Annotated in this window: 17 protein-coding genes; 7 read left to right on the top strand and 10 right to left on the bottom strand. The window is 65.5% G+C overall.

Annotated elements, in window-relative coordinates; genetic code table 11:
- Window positions 1-74: 74 nt before the first annotated feature.
- Window positions 75-422, top strand: coding sequence for a hypothetical protein (locus N2605_RS20700; RefSeq protein ID WP_225124914.1), 348 nt, complete (start codon window positions 75-77; stop codon window positions 420-422).
- A 120-nt stretch (window positions 423-542) separates the two neighbouring features.
- On the opposite strand, the gene N2605_RS20695 is transcribed toward N2605_RS20700, so the two are convergent.
- Together N2605_RS20695 and N2605_RS20690 are read right to left on the bottom strand one after the other, a co-directional pair.
- Window positions 543-695 (bottom strand): hypothetical protein, encoded by a 153-nt coding sequence (locus N2605_RS20695; protein WP_193374987.1) that lies wholly within the window; start codon window positions 693-695, stop codon window positions 543-545.
- A gap of 75 nt (window positions 696-770) precedes the next feature.
- Window positions 771-1424: a glutathione S-transferase family protein gene (locus N2605_RS20690; protein WP_260342497.1), complete on the bottom strand. Its 654-nt coding sequence runs from the start codon at window positions 1422-1424 to the stop codon at window positions 771-773.
- A gap of 130 nt (window positions 1425-1554) precedes the next feature.
- Between N2605_RS20690 and N2605_RS20685 the strand changes: the two genes are divergently transcribed.
- Window positions 1555-1869: a hypothetical protein gene (locus tag N2605_RS20685; protein WP_225132584.1), complete on the top strand. Its 315-nt coding sequence runs from the start codon at window positions 1555-1557 to the stop codon at window positions 1867-1869.
- A gap of 24 nt (window positions 1870-1893) precedes the next feature.
- Here N2605_RS20685 and N2605_RS20680 read toward each other — a convergent pair whose 3' ends face one another.
- On the bottom strand, window positions 1894-2127 hold the full coding sequence (locus N2605_RS20680; protein ID WP_036027557.1) for a hypothetical protein: 234 nt from the start codon (window positions 2125-2127) through the stop codon (window positions 1894-1896).
- On the opposite strand from N2605_RS20680, the gene N2605_RS20675 reads away from it, so the two are divergent.
- Window positions 2030-2299: a twin-arginine translocation (Tat) gene (locus N2605_RS20675; protein ID WP_225132790.1), complete on the top strand. Its 270-nt coding sequence runs from the start codon at window positions 2030-2032 to the stop codon at window positions 2297-2299. The genes N2605_RS20680 and N2605_RS20675 overlap by 98 nt on opposite strands.
- 150 nt (window positions 2300-2449) lie before the next feature.
- On the opposite strand, the gene N2605_RS20670 is transcribed toward N2605_RS20675, so the two are convergent.
- The 3 genes from N2605_RS20670 to N2605_RS20660 form a co-directional block, all read right to left on the bottom strand.
- Window positions 2450-2701 carry a GCG_CRPN prefix-to-repeats domain-containing protein gene (locus N2605_RS20670; protein ID WP_036011098.1) on the bottom strand — a complete coding sequence of 84 codons (252 nt, stop codon included), beginning with the start codon at window positions 2699-2701 and terminating at the stop codon, window positions 2450-2452.
- 195 nt (window positions 2702-2896) lie between these two features.
- Complete coding sequence (locus tag N2605_RS20665; protein WP_260342494.1) at window positions 2897-3907, bottom strand: alpha/beta fold hydrolase; 1011 nt, start codon at window positions 3905-3907, stop codon at window positions 2897-2899.
- Window positions 3908-4086: 179 nt separating this feature from the next.
- Window positions 4087-4785 (bottom strand): winged helix-turn-helix domain-containing protein, encoded by a 699-nt coding sequence (locus N2605_RS20660; RefSeq protein ID WP_225132582.1) that lies wholly within the window; start codon window positions 4783-4785, stop codon window positions 4087-4089.
- 161 nt (window positions 4786-4946) lie between these two features.
- On the opposite strand from N2605_RS20660, the gene N2605_RS20655 reads away from it, so the two are divergent.
- Window positions 4947-5255, top strand: a complete 309-nt coding sequence (locus N2605_RS20655; protein ID WP_036011128.1) for an NIPSNAP family protein — start codon at window positions 4947-4949, stop codon at window positions 5253-5255.
- 24 nt (window positions 5256-5279) lie between these two features.
- Window positions 5280-5636, top strand: a complete 357-nt coding sequence (locus N2605_RS20650) for an antibiotic biosynthesis monooxygenase family protein (protein WP_225185635.1) — start codon at window positions 5280-5282, stop codon at window positions 5634-5636.
- Window positions 5637-5650: 14 nt separating this feature from the next.
- Here N2605_RS20650 and N2605_RS20645 read toward each other — a convergent pair whose 3' ends face one another.
- Window positions 5651-8203 carry a polynucleotide kinase-phosphatase gene (locus N2605_RS20645; protein ID WP_225185636.1) on the bottom strand — a complete coding sequence of 851 codons (2553 nt, stop codon included), beginning with the start codon at window positions 8201-8203 and terminating at the stop codon, window positions 5651-5653.
- A gap of 9 nt (window positions 8204-8212) precedes the next feature.
- Window positions 8213-9595, bottom strand: coding sequence for a 3' terminal RNA ribose 2'-O-methyltransferase Hen1 (locus N2605_RS20640; protein ID WP_225113210.1), 1383 nt, complete (start codon window positions 9593-9595; stop codon window positions 8213-8215).
- Window positions 9596-9724: 129 nt separating this feature from the next.
- Between N2605_RS20640 and N2605_RS20635 the strand changes: the two genes are divergently transcribed.
- Complete coding sequence (locus N2605_RS20635) at window positions 9725-10534, top strand: isocitrate lyase/PEP mutase family protein (RefSeq protein ID WP_057029659.1); 810 nt, start codon at window positions 9725-9727, stop codon at window positions 10532-10534.
- Between the two features lie 159 nt (window positions 10535-10693).
- Here N2605_RS20635 and N2605_RS20630 read toward each other — a convergent pair whose 3' ends face one another.
- A complete protein-coding gene (locus tag N2605_RS20630) occupies window positions 10694-11083 on the bottom strand; it encodes a hypothetical protein (protein WP_036011109.1) in 390 nt (129 codons plus the stop codon).
- A gap of 164 nt (window positions 11084-11247) precedes the next feature.
- Here N2605_RS20630 and N2605_RS20625 point away from each other — a divergent pair, with 164 nt between their 5' ends.
- Window positions 11248-11892 carry a trimeric intracellular cation channel family protein gene (locus N2605_RS20625; protein ID WP_036011112.1) on the top strand — a complete coding sequence of 215 codons (645 nt, stop codon included), beginning with the start codon at window positions 11248-11250 and terminating at the stop codon, window positions 11890-11892.
- A gap of 55 nt (window positions 11893-11947) precedes the next feature.
- Here N2605_RS20625 and N2605_RS20620 read toward each other — a convergent pair whose 3' ends face one another.
- A complete protein-coding gene (locus N2605_RS20620; RefSeq protein ID WP_036011115.1) occupies window positions 11948-13195 on the bottom strand; it encodes a c-type cytochrome in 1248 nt (415 codons plus the stop codon).
- Window positions 13196-13339: the final 144 nt, after the last annotated feature.

Genomic DNA, 13339 nt, shown 5'->3' with positions numbered 1-13339 from the left:
CCTTTGCCGAGGTCCCGCATGTCGCTTTGCTCATGCGGGCGACAGGCTCCTTCTGATTTGGCACGCTCGATCCAATGACCGAAGACGATCCTTCCGACGAAATCTCCGACATCGAAGATCGGATCGAAGAGCTCGCCGAGATCGCTGAGCGGTGCCGCAAGTACATCCTGGCGTCCAAGATCGCGATCGGTGGCGGGGCGGCGCTGCTGCTGGTGACGATCCTCGGTCTGTTCGGATTTGGTCAGACTGCCGCGCTCGGATCGATTGCGCTGGTGCTCGGCGGGATCGTCTCGCTCGGCTCGAATGTCTCGACGTTGCGGCAGACGGACGAGGCCATCAGTGCTGCGGAGGCGCGGCGTGCGGCGTTGATCGGCAGCATTGACCTCAGGGTCGTTGCCGATGCGCCGCTGAAGCTGGTGTGAGGTGTAGGGTGGATTAGCGAAGCGTAATCCACCAAGGTGTGCGTCATCGGATGGAGAAGTGGCGGATTACGCTATCGCTAGTCCGCCCTACGCATCAGACGCCTCCAGCGCCAGCAAGCCTCACGCGGCCTGCTTGACTGTCAGCTCCGACAATTCGGCGCGGCATTCGGCGGCGTAGGCCTGGAGCCGGTCGGCGGTCTGCCGGTCGAGGATGGCCTTGGCCAACCGCTCGGCGCGGGCGATCTGTCGCTTGAGATATTCGATGCGGACCATGGGTCACCTGTCGAATTGAATCGTTCCGATGCCGGCGACTCTATGCCAAGCACAGCATCGATTATGTGAGGTGCATCACGCCCCGCGCGCCTTATCCGCCGCGGCGAAATGCGCCAGCTGGTCGGCGTGGGCCTTGGCGAACGCCGGACGTCCGGTGGCGCGCGCGACGTAAGCGCGGCAGGCAGGACTATCCGTCAGCCCGTTGAAACCATCGACGACGCGCAGCACGTCCGCCATCAGGATGTCGGCGACGGAGAAGGAGCCCGCCAACCATTCGCGGCTGGCCAGCACCGCCTCGAGATGCTTGAGCCGAAGCTTGAGGAAGTCGTCCACGAATTTCCATGCTGCCGTGTCGGTCGGATGTCCCATGAATTTGGACATGCCCCAGGGCAGGCTGGCCATCTCCACCGAATTGAGCGCCGCGAACACCCACTCCGCCGCTTCAGTGCGGCCGCGCGGGTCCTTTGGCATCAGCCTCTCGCTGAGGCCGCCGAGATGCAGCAGGATCGCGCCGGTCTCGAAGATCGAGAGGTCGCCGTCGGTCAGCCACGGAACCTGGCCGAACGGCTGGTGGGCGAAGTGCGCGGGCCCGCGGTCGTCGAATGGCACGCTGGCGACGCGATAGGGCAAGGCGGCTTCTTCGAGGGCCCAGCGCACGCGGAAGTCGCGCACGAAGCCTCGCGGCGCTGCGGGAACCCAATCGAAGGTGGTCAGGGTGAGGTCGGCCATTTGCTGTCTCCGTGTGCCGGTTCAACGCAAAGGACGAACGAAGGGCGCCCATTCCGACACCGGCGGCGACTCCTTTTGTCGCCGGCGGCTTAACCGGCTAGGCTCGCCCCAAACAACAGGAGGAAATCCGATGCCAGCAGCCTTCTTCGTCGTTCGCGCCGTCGTGTCCGACGCCGCCAAGCGCGCTGCTTTCGACCGTTGGTACGAGACGGAACATTTGCCCGACGCGGTGCAGGCCTTCGGCGTGAGCAAGGCGTGGCGATTCTGGAGCCTCGACGATCCCTCGCTGCACCAGGCGATGTATCAGTTCGATGACGAGGCCAAGCTGAACGCGATGCTGAAAGGTGATGCGCTGAAAAAGCTCGTCACCGACTTCAACCGCGACTGGCCCGACGTGAAGCGCTCGCGCGAGACGCTGGTGCTGGCGCAGGAGTTCGCGACGTAGCGAGGTTCTGTAACCCGGACGGAGTTACGAATTCTTCATCTCGGCTCGCATGAATCTGAACGCCGGCTTCAGCTTCGGTTCATGGCGTTGCAGCGACATTCCTTCTGCATCACGTGCACGATGATCCAAGAAGGAAGAAACGATGGAGCGCCGGAACTTTTTGAAACTTGCCTTGGGATTGACGGCGGGCGCCGCTGCCTTCGCCGCGACCGCGGCACAGGCCGCGCCGCTGTCACCGCAGCCGCTCGCTGATCCCACTCACGCGCCGCAAGGCAATCCCGACGCTCATCCCGCTGTCACGACCAGTGAGGAAGCTGCGCAACTCGCTCCTGAGCAGGTTCACTGGCGTGGGCGTGGCCGCCACTGGGGCTGGCACCGCCGTCATTGGCGCCGGCACCGTCGGCGCTGGCGCCGCCGCCATTATTGGTAAGCTCGCGACCATTCGCGGACTCAACGGGGATCGCCGCTGGCGGTCCCCGTTTCTTTTCTGGAGACGCCCGGCTCCGTGGGCGAAAGTCAGAGCCCCAAAAGAAAATGGCCGCAGCGGATGCCGCGCGGCCATTCTGGAGTGCGAAGAAGATCAGTAAGGACGGCAGCGGCCGGCGTACCAGCGGAAGCCGTAGGGGCAGACGCGCGCGCGGGGCACCACGACGACCGGCGGGGCGACCACCACGGGGGCGGGGCGCACGACGACTGCGCCACGCATCGGGCGGCACTGACCATAGGGGCCGCGATAAAACCCTCGGCCGCAGCCCTCGGCGGCGCTGGCCGCCTCGCTGAAACCGACGACGGCCGCGCTGGCGAGCATGACGGCGGCTAACAGGTATTTCATTTTTGATCTTCCTTCTCGTCCTGGGGGCAGGCTTAGGGGGATGGCGCTTGTGGCGCACAATGAATCAACAGACACGATTCGACACGTTAAAATTGGAGAAACGTGCCGGCACGTCGCGATCCAAACCTGCCAATCATGACCTGAATGCGGCATGAACGTTCCCCGCATCTGGTCCCGGACGACACGCTGGTGTCGCTAGCGGCCGAGAAAGCCGAGCACCAGTTCCTTGTACGTCTCCGGCGCCTCCAGGAACACGAGATGGCCGGTGCCGGGGATCACCTCGGCCCGCGCGTTCGGCATCTTCGCGGCGAGCTGCTTCGCAAGCTCTGCGTTCTGCCCCATCTTGGCCCGCAGCGCCTCCGGCGCGAGCGGCCGGCCCGGCGCGTTGTGGTCGTCCGCGCCCATGATGAACAGAGTCGGTGTCGCGATCAGCGGGATCTCGTGCGCCACCGGTTCACGATAGATCATCTGGCCGGAAGAGACGAAGGCGCGCAGCCAGCGCGGATAGTCCGGGCTGCCCTTGATATTGAAGCGGGCCTCGATGAACGGCGTGATCGCCTCGGCCGGCAGCTTGATTGCGTAATTGGTCTGGAGCTGCTTGCGATAGCCGTCGGCGGTGAGCTTGTCCTCGGTCTCGATCATCTTCTCGGTCGGCGTCGGCGGCACGTAGAGGCGGTAGTCCTCGAGCCCGATCGGCGCGGTCAGCACCAGATGGACGAGGCGGTCGGGATAGGCCCGGGCGATGCGCACGCCGAGCATGCCGCCGAGCGAATGCGCGACGATCTCGGCCTTGTCGATTTTGAGGTGATCGAGCAGCGCAATGGTGTTGCGCGCCAGATTGTCGAAATGCAGCTCGCCCGCCGGCTTGGAAGACTTGCCGAAACCGACCTGGTCCGGCACCACGACACGAAAGCCGGCCTCGCTCAGCATCTTGATCACGGGCGCCCAATAGCTCGACGGAAAATTGCGCCCGTGCAGCAGCACGACGGTGCGGCCGTTCGGCCGTGCCGCGGCGACATCCATATAGGCCATGCTGAGCTGCTCGCCGTCGTTGACGACGGGGAGCAAGTGCACGGGGTAAGGATAAGCAAAGCCTTCGAGCGCGATGCCATAGGGCTCGCGGGGCGCAGTGTCGGCGGCGCGGGTCGATGTCAGTTGGGAAACGAGAAGGGCGGCGGCAAGCGCGGCCAGGAAGATGCGGTTCATCACGGTCTCCGTCATGCCCCGGGCTTGTCCCGCCTGCGCGGCCGAAGCCGCTTCGGCGAGGCGAAGGCCCGGGCATCCACGTGCCAGCCGCAATAAAGACGTGGATGGCCGGGTCAAGCCCGGCCATGACGAGAGTGCACATTCACACGCAAACGTGCGATCTCACAGAGCTTGTGTGATCAGTCCTTCCCATTCGCGAACAGCGCAGCGAACTGCTTCTCGCCGGTACGGGTGAAATTCACGATACGGCTGCCGGGCGTGGGATCGCGCGCGGCCCATTTCAACTCGGCGAACCGTTGCATCATGGCCGCGCCCAACGTGCCGGCGAGATGGTGCCGCCGCTCGCTCCAGTCGAGGCAGGCCTTGCAGACCGGGCGGCGCGGATGGCTGAGCATGTCGGGCGAGATCTGCAGGTGCTTCACAAGAAAGCGCTCGCCCTCGGCGGTCAGCTCGATCTCCTGCTTCCTCTGCCTGACCAGATGCCGCTCGCGCAAGGAGTCCAGCATCTGCACGCCGAGGTCGCCGGCGAGATGGTCGTAGCAGATCCGCGCGCGCCGCAGCGCAGGGTCCTTCGGCCCGGTGCGCACGCGCATATGGCCGGTCCGCGCGGCAAGGCCGGCGAGCCCCTCGAGCACGCCGGCGACGTCGTCGTCGGTGAGGCGGTAATAGCGGTGGCGGCCCTGTTTCTCCGGCTCGATCAGGCCGCCGGCCTCGAGCTTCGACAGATGCGAGCTTGCGGTCTGCGGCGTGATGCCGGCCTCCTGAGCCAGCTCGCTCGCCGTGAGCGCACGGCCGTTCATCAGCGCAGTGAGCATGTTGGCGCGGGCGGGATCACCGACCAGCGAGGCGACCATGGCGATGTCGGGTCCTGATTTCATGCTTCGATGGTAACCGAAGCGTTGGTGTCGGGCAAGGGCGTAGCGTGTTGTCACGAACACGTCATTGCGAGCGAAGCGAAGCAATCCAGACTGCGTCCGCGGAGGGACTCCTGGATTGCTTCGCTACGCTCGCAATGACGGCGAAAACAAAGGAGCCCATCATGTCCGTCACCGTCTTCATCCGCTATCAGCTCGATCCCTTCAAGCGCGCGCAGTTCGAGGAATATTCGAAGCGCTGGCTCACCATCATCCCGAGATGTGGCGGCGAGTTGATTGGCTACTTCATGCCGCATGAGGGTACCAACAACATTGCGTCCGCCCTGATCTCGTTCGAGAGCCTGGCCGCCTATGAAGCCTATCGCAAACGGCTGCGCGCCGATCTCGACGGTATGGCAAACTTCAACTTTGCCGAGGCGGAGAAATTCATCCTCGCCGAAGAACGCACCTTCCTGCGCAAGGTGGTATTGTAGGCCCACCAACAGCAGGAGACGCCCATGATCGCCGTGATCTTCGAGGTCTGGCCCAAGCCGGAACACCGCCAGACCTATTTCGACCTTGCAGCCGATCTGAAGCCGCTGCTGCAGACCATCGACGGCTTCATCTCGGTCGAGCGATTCGAGAGCCTGACTGAGAAGGGCAAGATCCTGTCGGTGTCGTTCTGGCGGGATGAAGCGGCCGTCCAGGCCTGGCGCAACACGATGGAGCACCGCCGCACCCAGGCCAGGGGCAGGGCGCAGATCTTCGCCGACTATCACTTGCGCATCGCCAGCGTCATCCGCGACTACGGCATGAACGATCGCGACGAGGCGCCGAAGGACAGCCGCGCCGTGCATGACCAGGCCGCGCGGTAGCGGCCACGAAAGCCTCAGAGCCGCGGATCGACCGGCTCGCTCTCAAGTGCCAGCACGGCGAATACGCACTCGTGAATCCGCCGGAGCGGCTCGCGGGCGACAAAGCGCTTCAACGCCTCATGGCCGAGAGCGAATTCGCGCAGGGCGAGGTTGCGCTTGCCGCCGAGATTGCGCTGGCGCAGCCGGATAATGTGTTCGGGCGCATCGTATTCGGGACCGTAGATCAGGCGAAGATACTCGCGCCCGCGCACCTTCAGCGCGGGCTGAATGAGGCCCTTCTTGCCGCGAGCAATGAAGTCGCGTGGCTTGACCACCATCCCTTCACCGCCCTGGTTCGTCATGGCTTCCCACCAGGCAATGGTATCGCCGATGGCGGGCTCGTCGTCGAGAGCAACCGTGCGCCACTGCGTTTTCCTGATGACCGCGTCGGAGGCGGCGGCCAGCCGGTCGGCGAGCTTCATGTGCCAGACGTGATCATGGTCGAACCAGACGCGTCCCTCGCTTGCGAGCAGATGGAACGGCGCAACCCTGAGATCGGCAACGCCGCTCACCGGCCAGATATAGGGCGCCCAAACCTTGCCATAGCGCTCCGCGCGCAGAAGGCGGTCGGCGAAGCGATCGCGAAGGCCGGCGATGTCGAGACCGCGCTTGGTGGCACGCGTCAGTGCGTCCGCCGCCGCGGACAGTCCCGCCGCGGACGAGGCGGCAACCGGTGCGTACTGGCTTTCGATCAGGCTACCGGCCTTGGCCGACCAGGGCATGATCTCGGCGTCGAGCAGCAGCCAGTTACTGCCAAGCTCCTCCCACAGGCGCGCGCCGTCCACCGCGTGCCGTAATTGTGCCAAAAGCGCCTCGGTCGTCGCGGCGTCATTGAAGAAGCCGCGCCCGGTCCGGGTCCAGATCGCGCCAGTCTCGCCGATGGGCACGCCGAACCGGGCAGCGGCCGCGCTCGCCGTCCGGCACAGCGCGATGATCGCGCGGGAGCCCATGTGCTTCTCCTCGCACACCACCTCGCTGACGCCGCGTTCGCGAAAATGCGCAAAAGCCTCTTCGGGCCGCTCCAGCCAACCCTCGCGCGCGCTGGTTTCCGAAGGCGACATCGTCGGTGGCAAATAAGCGAGCCATTGCGGTGCGAGCGCGAACCGGCTCATCACCTCCAGTGCCGCAGTCGCATTCTCCTCCGCGACCACGATTCGGCCGCGCAGCTCGGTCTCGATCCAGCGCCGTCCGACGACGTCTTCGATGTCAAGCACCTGATCGGCGTCGGCTTGGGCCGAAGCTGGGTCGGCAGGGCTTGCCAGCGGCCGCACCGGTTCGGACCAAACGCGTTCCGCCACAACCTCGACGATCTCCTTCTCGGGCCAGCGCAAGGCCGTCAGCTTGCCGCCGAAGACGCAGGCTGTGTCGATGCAGAGCGTATTGTTGACCCAGTCGGCCCGGACCACCGGCGTGTGACCGTAGACGACGGTCGTCGATCCCCGGTACTTGGCCGCCCAGTCGGCGCGGACCGGCAGGCCGTAGGAGTCGATCTCGCCAGTGGTCTCGCCGAACAGCGCAAATTCCCGGACCGCGCCCGAGCCGCGGCCGATCATGTCTTCTTTCAGCCCGGCATGCGCAACTGCAAGCCGTCCGCCGTCGAGCCAGACATGGCTGCGGAGCCCGTCGAGGAAGGTGGCGACGCCGTCGCGGAAGCCGCGGTCCTCATGGGCGAGTTGATCGATCGATTGTTGCAAGCCATGCGCAACCGTGACCTTGCGGCCGGCAAGCCAGCGCTGGAGCTTGCGGTCGTGATTGCCCTGGACGACATACGCGGTGCCGGCCGCCGTCATGCTCATTGCGATGCGCAGCACATCCGGCGTGTTGGGGCCGCGATCGACGAGATCGCCGACGAAGACTAGCTTCCGTCCCTCGGGTGGCGTCACGGTGACGCTACGGTCAGCCGACCATTGCACGCCGTAGCCGAGCAGCGCGAGCAGCGCCTGCAATTCGTCTGCGCAGCCGTGAACGTCGCCGATGATGTCGAACGGGCCGTGATCTCCGCGTTTATCGGTCCAGAGCGGCTGGCGCGCGATGGTGGCGGCGTCGATGGCCTCGACATCCGAGAGCTTCCACACCTGACGAAAGCCTTCGCGCTGGAGGCCGCCGAAGCCGCGCCGGATCTCCGAGACCATGCGTTGCACGACCTGTCCGCCGAACGCGCGGTCGGGACGCTCCTTGTTGCGCGCGATGCAGACGTCGATGCCTGGATCGAACACGATGGCGATCGGTAGGGCGTGCCATTTGCGCGCCAGCTCGACCCAGCCCTTGCGCTCGGCAGGGCGGACGTTGGTTGCGTCGATGACCGCAAGCCGGCGATGCTTCAGGCGCTTGCCGGCGATTTCGCGCACGAGGTCGAAGGCGTCCGCACTGATGCTCTGGTTGGTCTCGTCGTCCGCCACCAGGCCGCGGCAATAATCCGACGAGATCACCTCGGTCGGCAGAAAATGCTTTGCCGCGAAGGTGGATTTGCCGGATCCGGTCGAGCCGATCAGCACGACCAGCGAGAAGTCGGGAATCTCGAGTTTCATCGTTTGAAGCTATCGCGTGAAGACGGCCATTTGGGTGGGTGATCCGAGCGCCGGGTCGCTCGCGCCGATGTCGCTGAATTCGGCGCGGTAGCCGTACGCCGTGCCGATCCTGTCCGCCCAGTCGCGAAACTCGGTGCGGGTCCATTCGAACCGATGGTCGCGATGGCGGAAGCTGCCCGCCGCGAGCGTCGGAAACAGCACGTTGTATTCGGCGTTGGGCGTGGTGACGACGACCGCGCGCGGCCGCGCCGCGCCGAACAGGACACGTTCGACGAGCGGAAGGCGGTCGGGATCGAGGTGCTCGATGACCTCGACCAGCGCTGCGGCATCCGCCTCGGCCCAGCGCTTGTCGTAGTAGGTCAGGGAGCCGTGCAGCAGCGACACGCGGCCTTCCGGCGGGCCGCCGGGCAGGTTCAGCTTGAGGCGCCGTACGGCCCGCTGCAATTCGTTCACGGCAGGGTCGAGGCCGATCAGCCGGTCGGCCCAGCGTTCGCGGAGGAGGTGCTGCAAGAGCTTGCCTTCGCCGCAGCCGAGGTCGGCCACGGTCTTGGCGCCGGTCGCACGCAGCGCCTCGACGACCGCGGCCATCCGCTGGTCGTTGAGCCGGATCGGCGTCTCGAGCGTGTCCTCGTCGCCGCTGCGCTCGTCGGGCTCGGTAGGATCGTCCTTGGTCTCGGGGGCAAGGCGTTCCAGCGCAACGCGTGCCAGCGTGCCGCGATGACGGAGATAGCGACGGACGATCAGCTCCTTGGCTGGATGCTGTTCAAGCCAGCCTTCGCCGCGCTTGAGCAGCTTGTCGATCTCATCGTCGCCCACCCAATAATGCTTGGCGTCGTCCATGACCGGGATGAGCACGTAGAGATGATTGAGGAGGGCGCTGAGCCGGGCCGTCCCGCTCAGGCGCAGGCGTGCATAGGCCTTGCCGGCCGTGTCGACGTTCGGGCTCGGGACCGGCTCGAGGTCGACGAGCCAGCCGAGCGGTTCGAACAGCTGCCGCACCACGCGCTCGCCGCCGCGCATCGGCAGCGGGGTGACCACGGCCTCCAGCGGAAGATCGCTGTCGGCGAGCTCCTGCCGCGCGCTGCTCACGCCATTCATGGCGGTCCGGAACGTCTTGTTCAGCGCTACCGAGAGAAACGAGGAGGCCGCGTACGGACGGTCGTTGACGTATTGATCGAGCAACCCTTCGCCCTGTCCCTTGCCCCTGACGAGGCCGACTGGATCGACGTCGAGCACCAGCGCCGCCTCGCAGCGCGACTCGCGGGCTTCGGGATAGAATACAAGGACCTTGCCGTAGGTCAGCTCGAGCTCATGCATCCGCTCGGGATGCTTGTTGAGCAGGTAGCCGAGGTCGGTGGCCGGTTGATGGGTGGTCGCAATCGATAGGAACATGCCGTCAGATAGCCGATGGCAGCATTTACTTCCAGTGGTCTTGATTGCTCCGCTCGCCTTTGAGGGCGGAGACACTGGCGCGGCCGGGCACGCAGCCTTATCTCTGCGCGGCTAACAAGGGAGAGAAACATGCACGTGACGACCGCTGACAAGCGCGCGACGTTCAGGAAGATGCACGAGAGCGGCTGCTTCATCCTGCCCAATCCGGTCGATGTCGGCAGCGCGAAAGCCTTGCAGCATCTCGGCTTCAAGGCGATCGCGTCATCGAGCGCGGGCTTTGCCTGGACCATCGGCAAGGCCGACAACCACGTCACCGTCGAGGACGTCTGTCAGCATCTGGCAGCATTGAGCTCGGCTGTCGACATCCCCGTGAACGCCGATTTCGAGGGTGGCTTTGCGGTCGAGCCCGACAAGGTCGCGGACAATGTCGAGCGCGGTGTGCGCACCGGCGTTGCGGGCCTCTCGATCGAGGATTCCACCGGCGACAAGGACAAGCCGCTCTACGATCGCGCGCTGGCCGTCGAGCGCATCAAGGCCTCGCGCAAGGCGATCGGCGACAGCGGCACGCTGCTGGTCGGCCGCTGCGAGGCCTATCTGTGGGGCGTGACCGATCTCAAGCTCGTCATCGACCGGCTCACCGCCTATGCCGATGCCGGCGCCGACTGCCTCTATGCGCCGGGTCTGAAGAGCCGCGAGGACATCGCCGCGGTGGTCAAGGCGGTCGCACCGAAGCCGTTCAATCTTCTGATCGGCGGCTCCGGCCTGTCGCTGCAGGAAGCCCAGGATCTTGGCGTGCGCCGCATCAGCGTCGGCGGCTCGCTCGCCCGCGCCGCCTGGGGCGGCTTCATGCGCGCGGCCAAGGAGATGGCGGAGAAGGGGACCTTCACCGAGCTCGGCGGCGGCTATCCCGGCGGCGAGCTCAACAAGATGTTCGGGTAGAGCATGATCCGGAAAAGTGCGTGGCGGTTTTCCGAGAAGATCATGCTCAAACAATAACCTAAAGCGCGATGACGATTCATCCTAATCCCATCGCGCTTTAGCCAAACGAAGAGCGGCGGGATGTTGCATCCCGCCGCTCTCGCGCATCATTACGAAATGTTACTTCGCGCCGTCGGACGGAGCTGGCGTATTCGGGGCCGGCCTGTTCGGCGCTGCACCCGTGGTCACGCCCGGCTCGGTGTTGCTGCGCGGCGTCACGTCACGCATGCCGGGAGGTGCGGCCGGATTGGTCGGCTGCGTCTGCGCAGTCTGCGAGGCCGGTGTGTTGCTGGCCTCGTTGGTGGTGCTGGAATTGTTCAAGCCGTAGAACACTGCGCCCAGCACCAGGGCGACAGCGACCGCAAACAGCGCGATCTTGCCGCTGGAGGCGGGGCCTTCCCCGAGCTCGGGATCGGCCTGCAGGTCGGCATCCCGGCGCGCCGCGCGAGAGTACTCATCGTCGGCGAGGTTCGGGCGGTACGGATCGTTGGGAAAACGGTCGTCTGCCATCGATTTGGTCTCCTCGGTTATGACCCCGGGACAACCCTCAGGTGCGAGATTCTGTTCCGCCGCCTTGGTGCTTTCGTCGCATGTTGCCTCGGTGTGGGGAATCGGGAACCTGTTCCATGGGAACCCACGCCTGAGTTCGAGGGCCATGGAGGAGGGAACACGCGATGTGGAGCCTGCCGCCTACCGATAGCGTGCTGCATTTCCTGTCCTTGGCCGCGGTGGCGGCGCAGGGCATGACGGCTGCGCTCGCTGCCGGACGCCGCAGCATGGATTGGCTGGGCGTCTGCTTCCTCGGCTGCATCACCGCGCTCGGCGGCGGCACGTTGCGCGATCTCTTCCTCGGACATTATCCGCTGGCCTGGGTGCAGAACCCGATCTATCTCGCGCTCGCCGGCGGCGCCGCCTTCCTCACCATCCTGTTTGCGCGCCTCGTGCACCGGCTGAAGGTCGCCTTCATCGTGCTCGATGCCATCGGTCTCGTCGTCTTCACCATGGCCGGCTGCGACGTAGCCTGGCAGATGGATGCTTCGCTGCCGATCGTCATCGTCTCGGGCATGGTGACGGGCTGCGCCGGCGGCGTGCTGCGCGACGTGCTCTGCAACGACGTGCCGCTGCTGTTTCGCTCCGAGCTCTATGCCAGCGTCTCGGTGGTGACGGGGTTGTTCTATGCGACCGCGTTCGGTCTCAAGCTCAACGCGGAGCTCTGGACCATTTTGACATTTGTCCTCGGCATCAGCTTCCGCCTGCTTGCGGTGCGCTACAAATGGGAGATGCCGAAATTCGTGTTCACGGGGGATGAAGAGCGGTGAGCGCTGTCGCGCGCGAATGGCGAATAGCGAATGGTTCTGGGCCATTCGCCACTCGCTATTCCCCATTCGCCTCTCGCTTCCTTGCTTTTGCCACCTGTGCCGGTGTCACCAGCGGGCCGGCATTGCCCCAGGAATTGCGGATGTAGTTCGTCACCGCGGCGATCTCGGCGTCGGACAGCTGCTTGGCGTAAGCCGGCATCTCGCCGGTGTTCGGCGCGCGCGGCGTCGTCACGGTGTGGGCACCGTCGAGGATGATGCGCAAGGTCGAGGACGGATTGTTCGATTGCAGCAGCGCATTGCCCGGCAGCGGCGGATAGATCCGTGGCGCTCCCGTGCCGTCGGCCTCGTGGCAGGCGATGCAGAGCTTTGCGTAGACCGCCTGGCCGGCCTTCATCTCGGCTGCGTCCGGCGGCGTCACAATGGTCTCGCGCCGGGCCGGCGGCAGGCTCTTCAGATAGGTCGCGATCGCGCGCACGTCGGCATCGCTCATCTTCGAGGTCGAGTTGACGACGACCTCCGCCATCGGCCCGCCGGCGTGGCTTTTGGCGTTGCGCCCGCTTTGCAGGTACTCCGTGATATCGGCCTCGCTCCAGGATTTCAGCCCGGTGCGGGCGGCGCCATCGAGCCGCGGTGCGAACCAGCCGCCGACCGCGTTGCCGGACAGCGCCTGCGCATCCCGGTCGGCGCCGAAATAATTCTTGGGCGTGTGGCAGGCGCCGCAATGGCCGAGCCCGGTGACCAGGTAGCCGCCTCTGTTCCAGGCCGCGCTCTTGGTCTGGTCCGGCTCGAACAGGCCGGGCTTGAAATACATCGCGTTCCAAAGCCGCATCAGGCCGCGATAGCCGAACGGCCAGCGCAGCTCCGGCGGCTTGTTGCGGCTGGTGACGGGCGCCAGCGTGCCGAGATAGGCGCGGATCGCCAGCGTGTCGTCCTTCGTCATCTTCGTGAAGTAGGGGTAGGGGAACGCCGGGTAATAGTTCGAGCCGTCGGGCGCGACGCCGGTGCGCAAGGCGCGGGTGAAATCGGCATCCGTCCAGCCGCCGATGCCAGTGTCACGGTCCGGCGTCAGGTTCGGCGCATAGATCGCGCCAAAGGGCGTGTCGATGCGCTTGCCGCCCGCGAACGGTTTGGCCGGATCGGCGGTGTGGCAGCCCGCGCAGTCGCCGGCCTCGGCCAGCGCCTTGCCATAGGCGATCAGCTCGGGCGATGGTCCGGCGGCGCCGGCCGCGCTTGTGACCGTACTTGCAACCGCACTGCACAATGCCAAGCCCACAAGCGCCAGGCCCGTCAGAATCGTCCGCATCGACAGCCTCCCCTGCGACCCATCGACCCTACCTGCGTGAAGGGAAGCGTCGATTCATTTCGCCGCGATGGGGGTATGGTGACACAAACTGAAAATCGCCAACGTGTTTCAGGCCACGAAATTGCGATTTTTACCCGGGGCCTC

The organism is Bradyrhizobium yuanmingense, from assembly GCF_025200905.1.
GTDB lineage: Bacteria > Pseudomonadota > Alphaproteobacteria > Rhizobiales > Xanthobacteraceae > Bradyrhizobium > Bradyrhizobium yuanmingense.
This window is presented reverse-complemented; position numbering and strand designations above follow the sequence as displayed.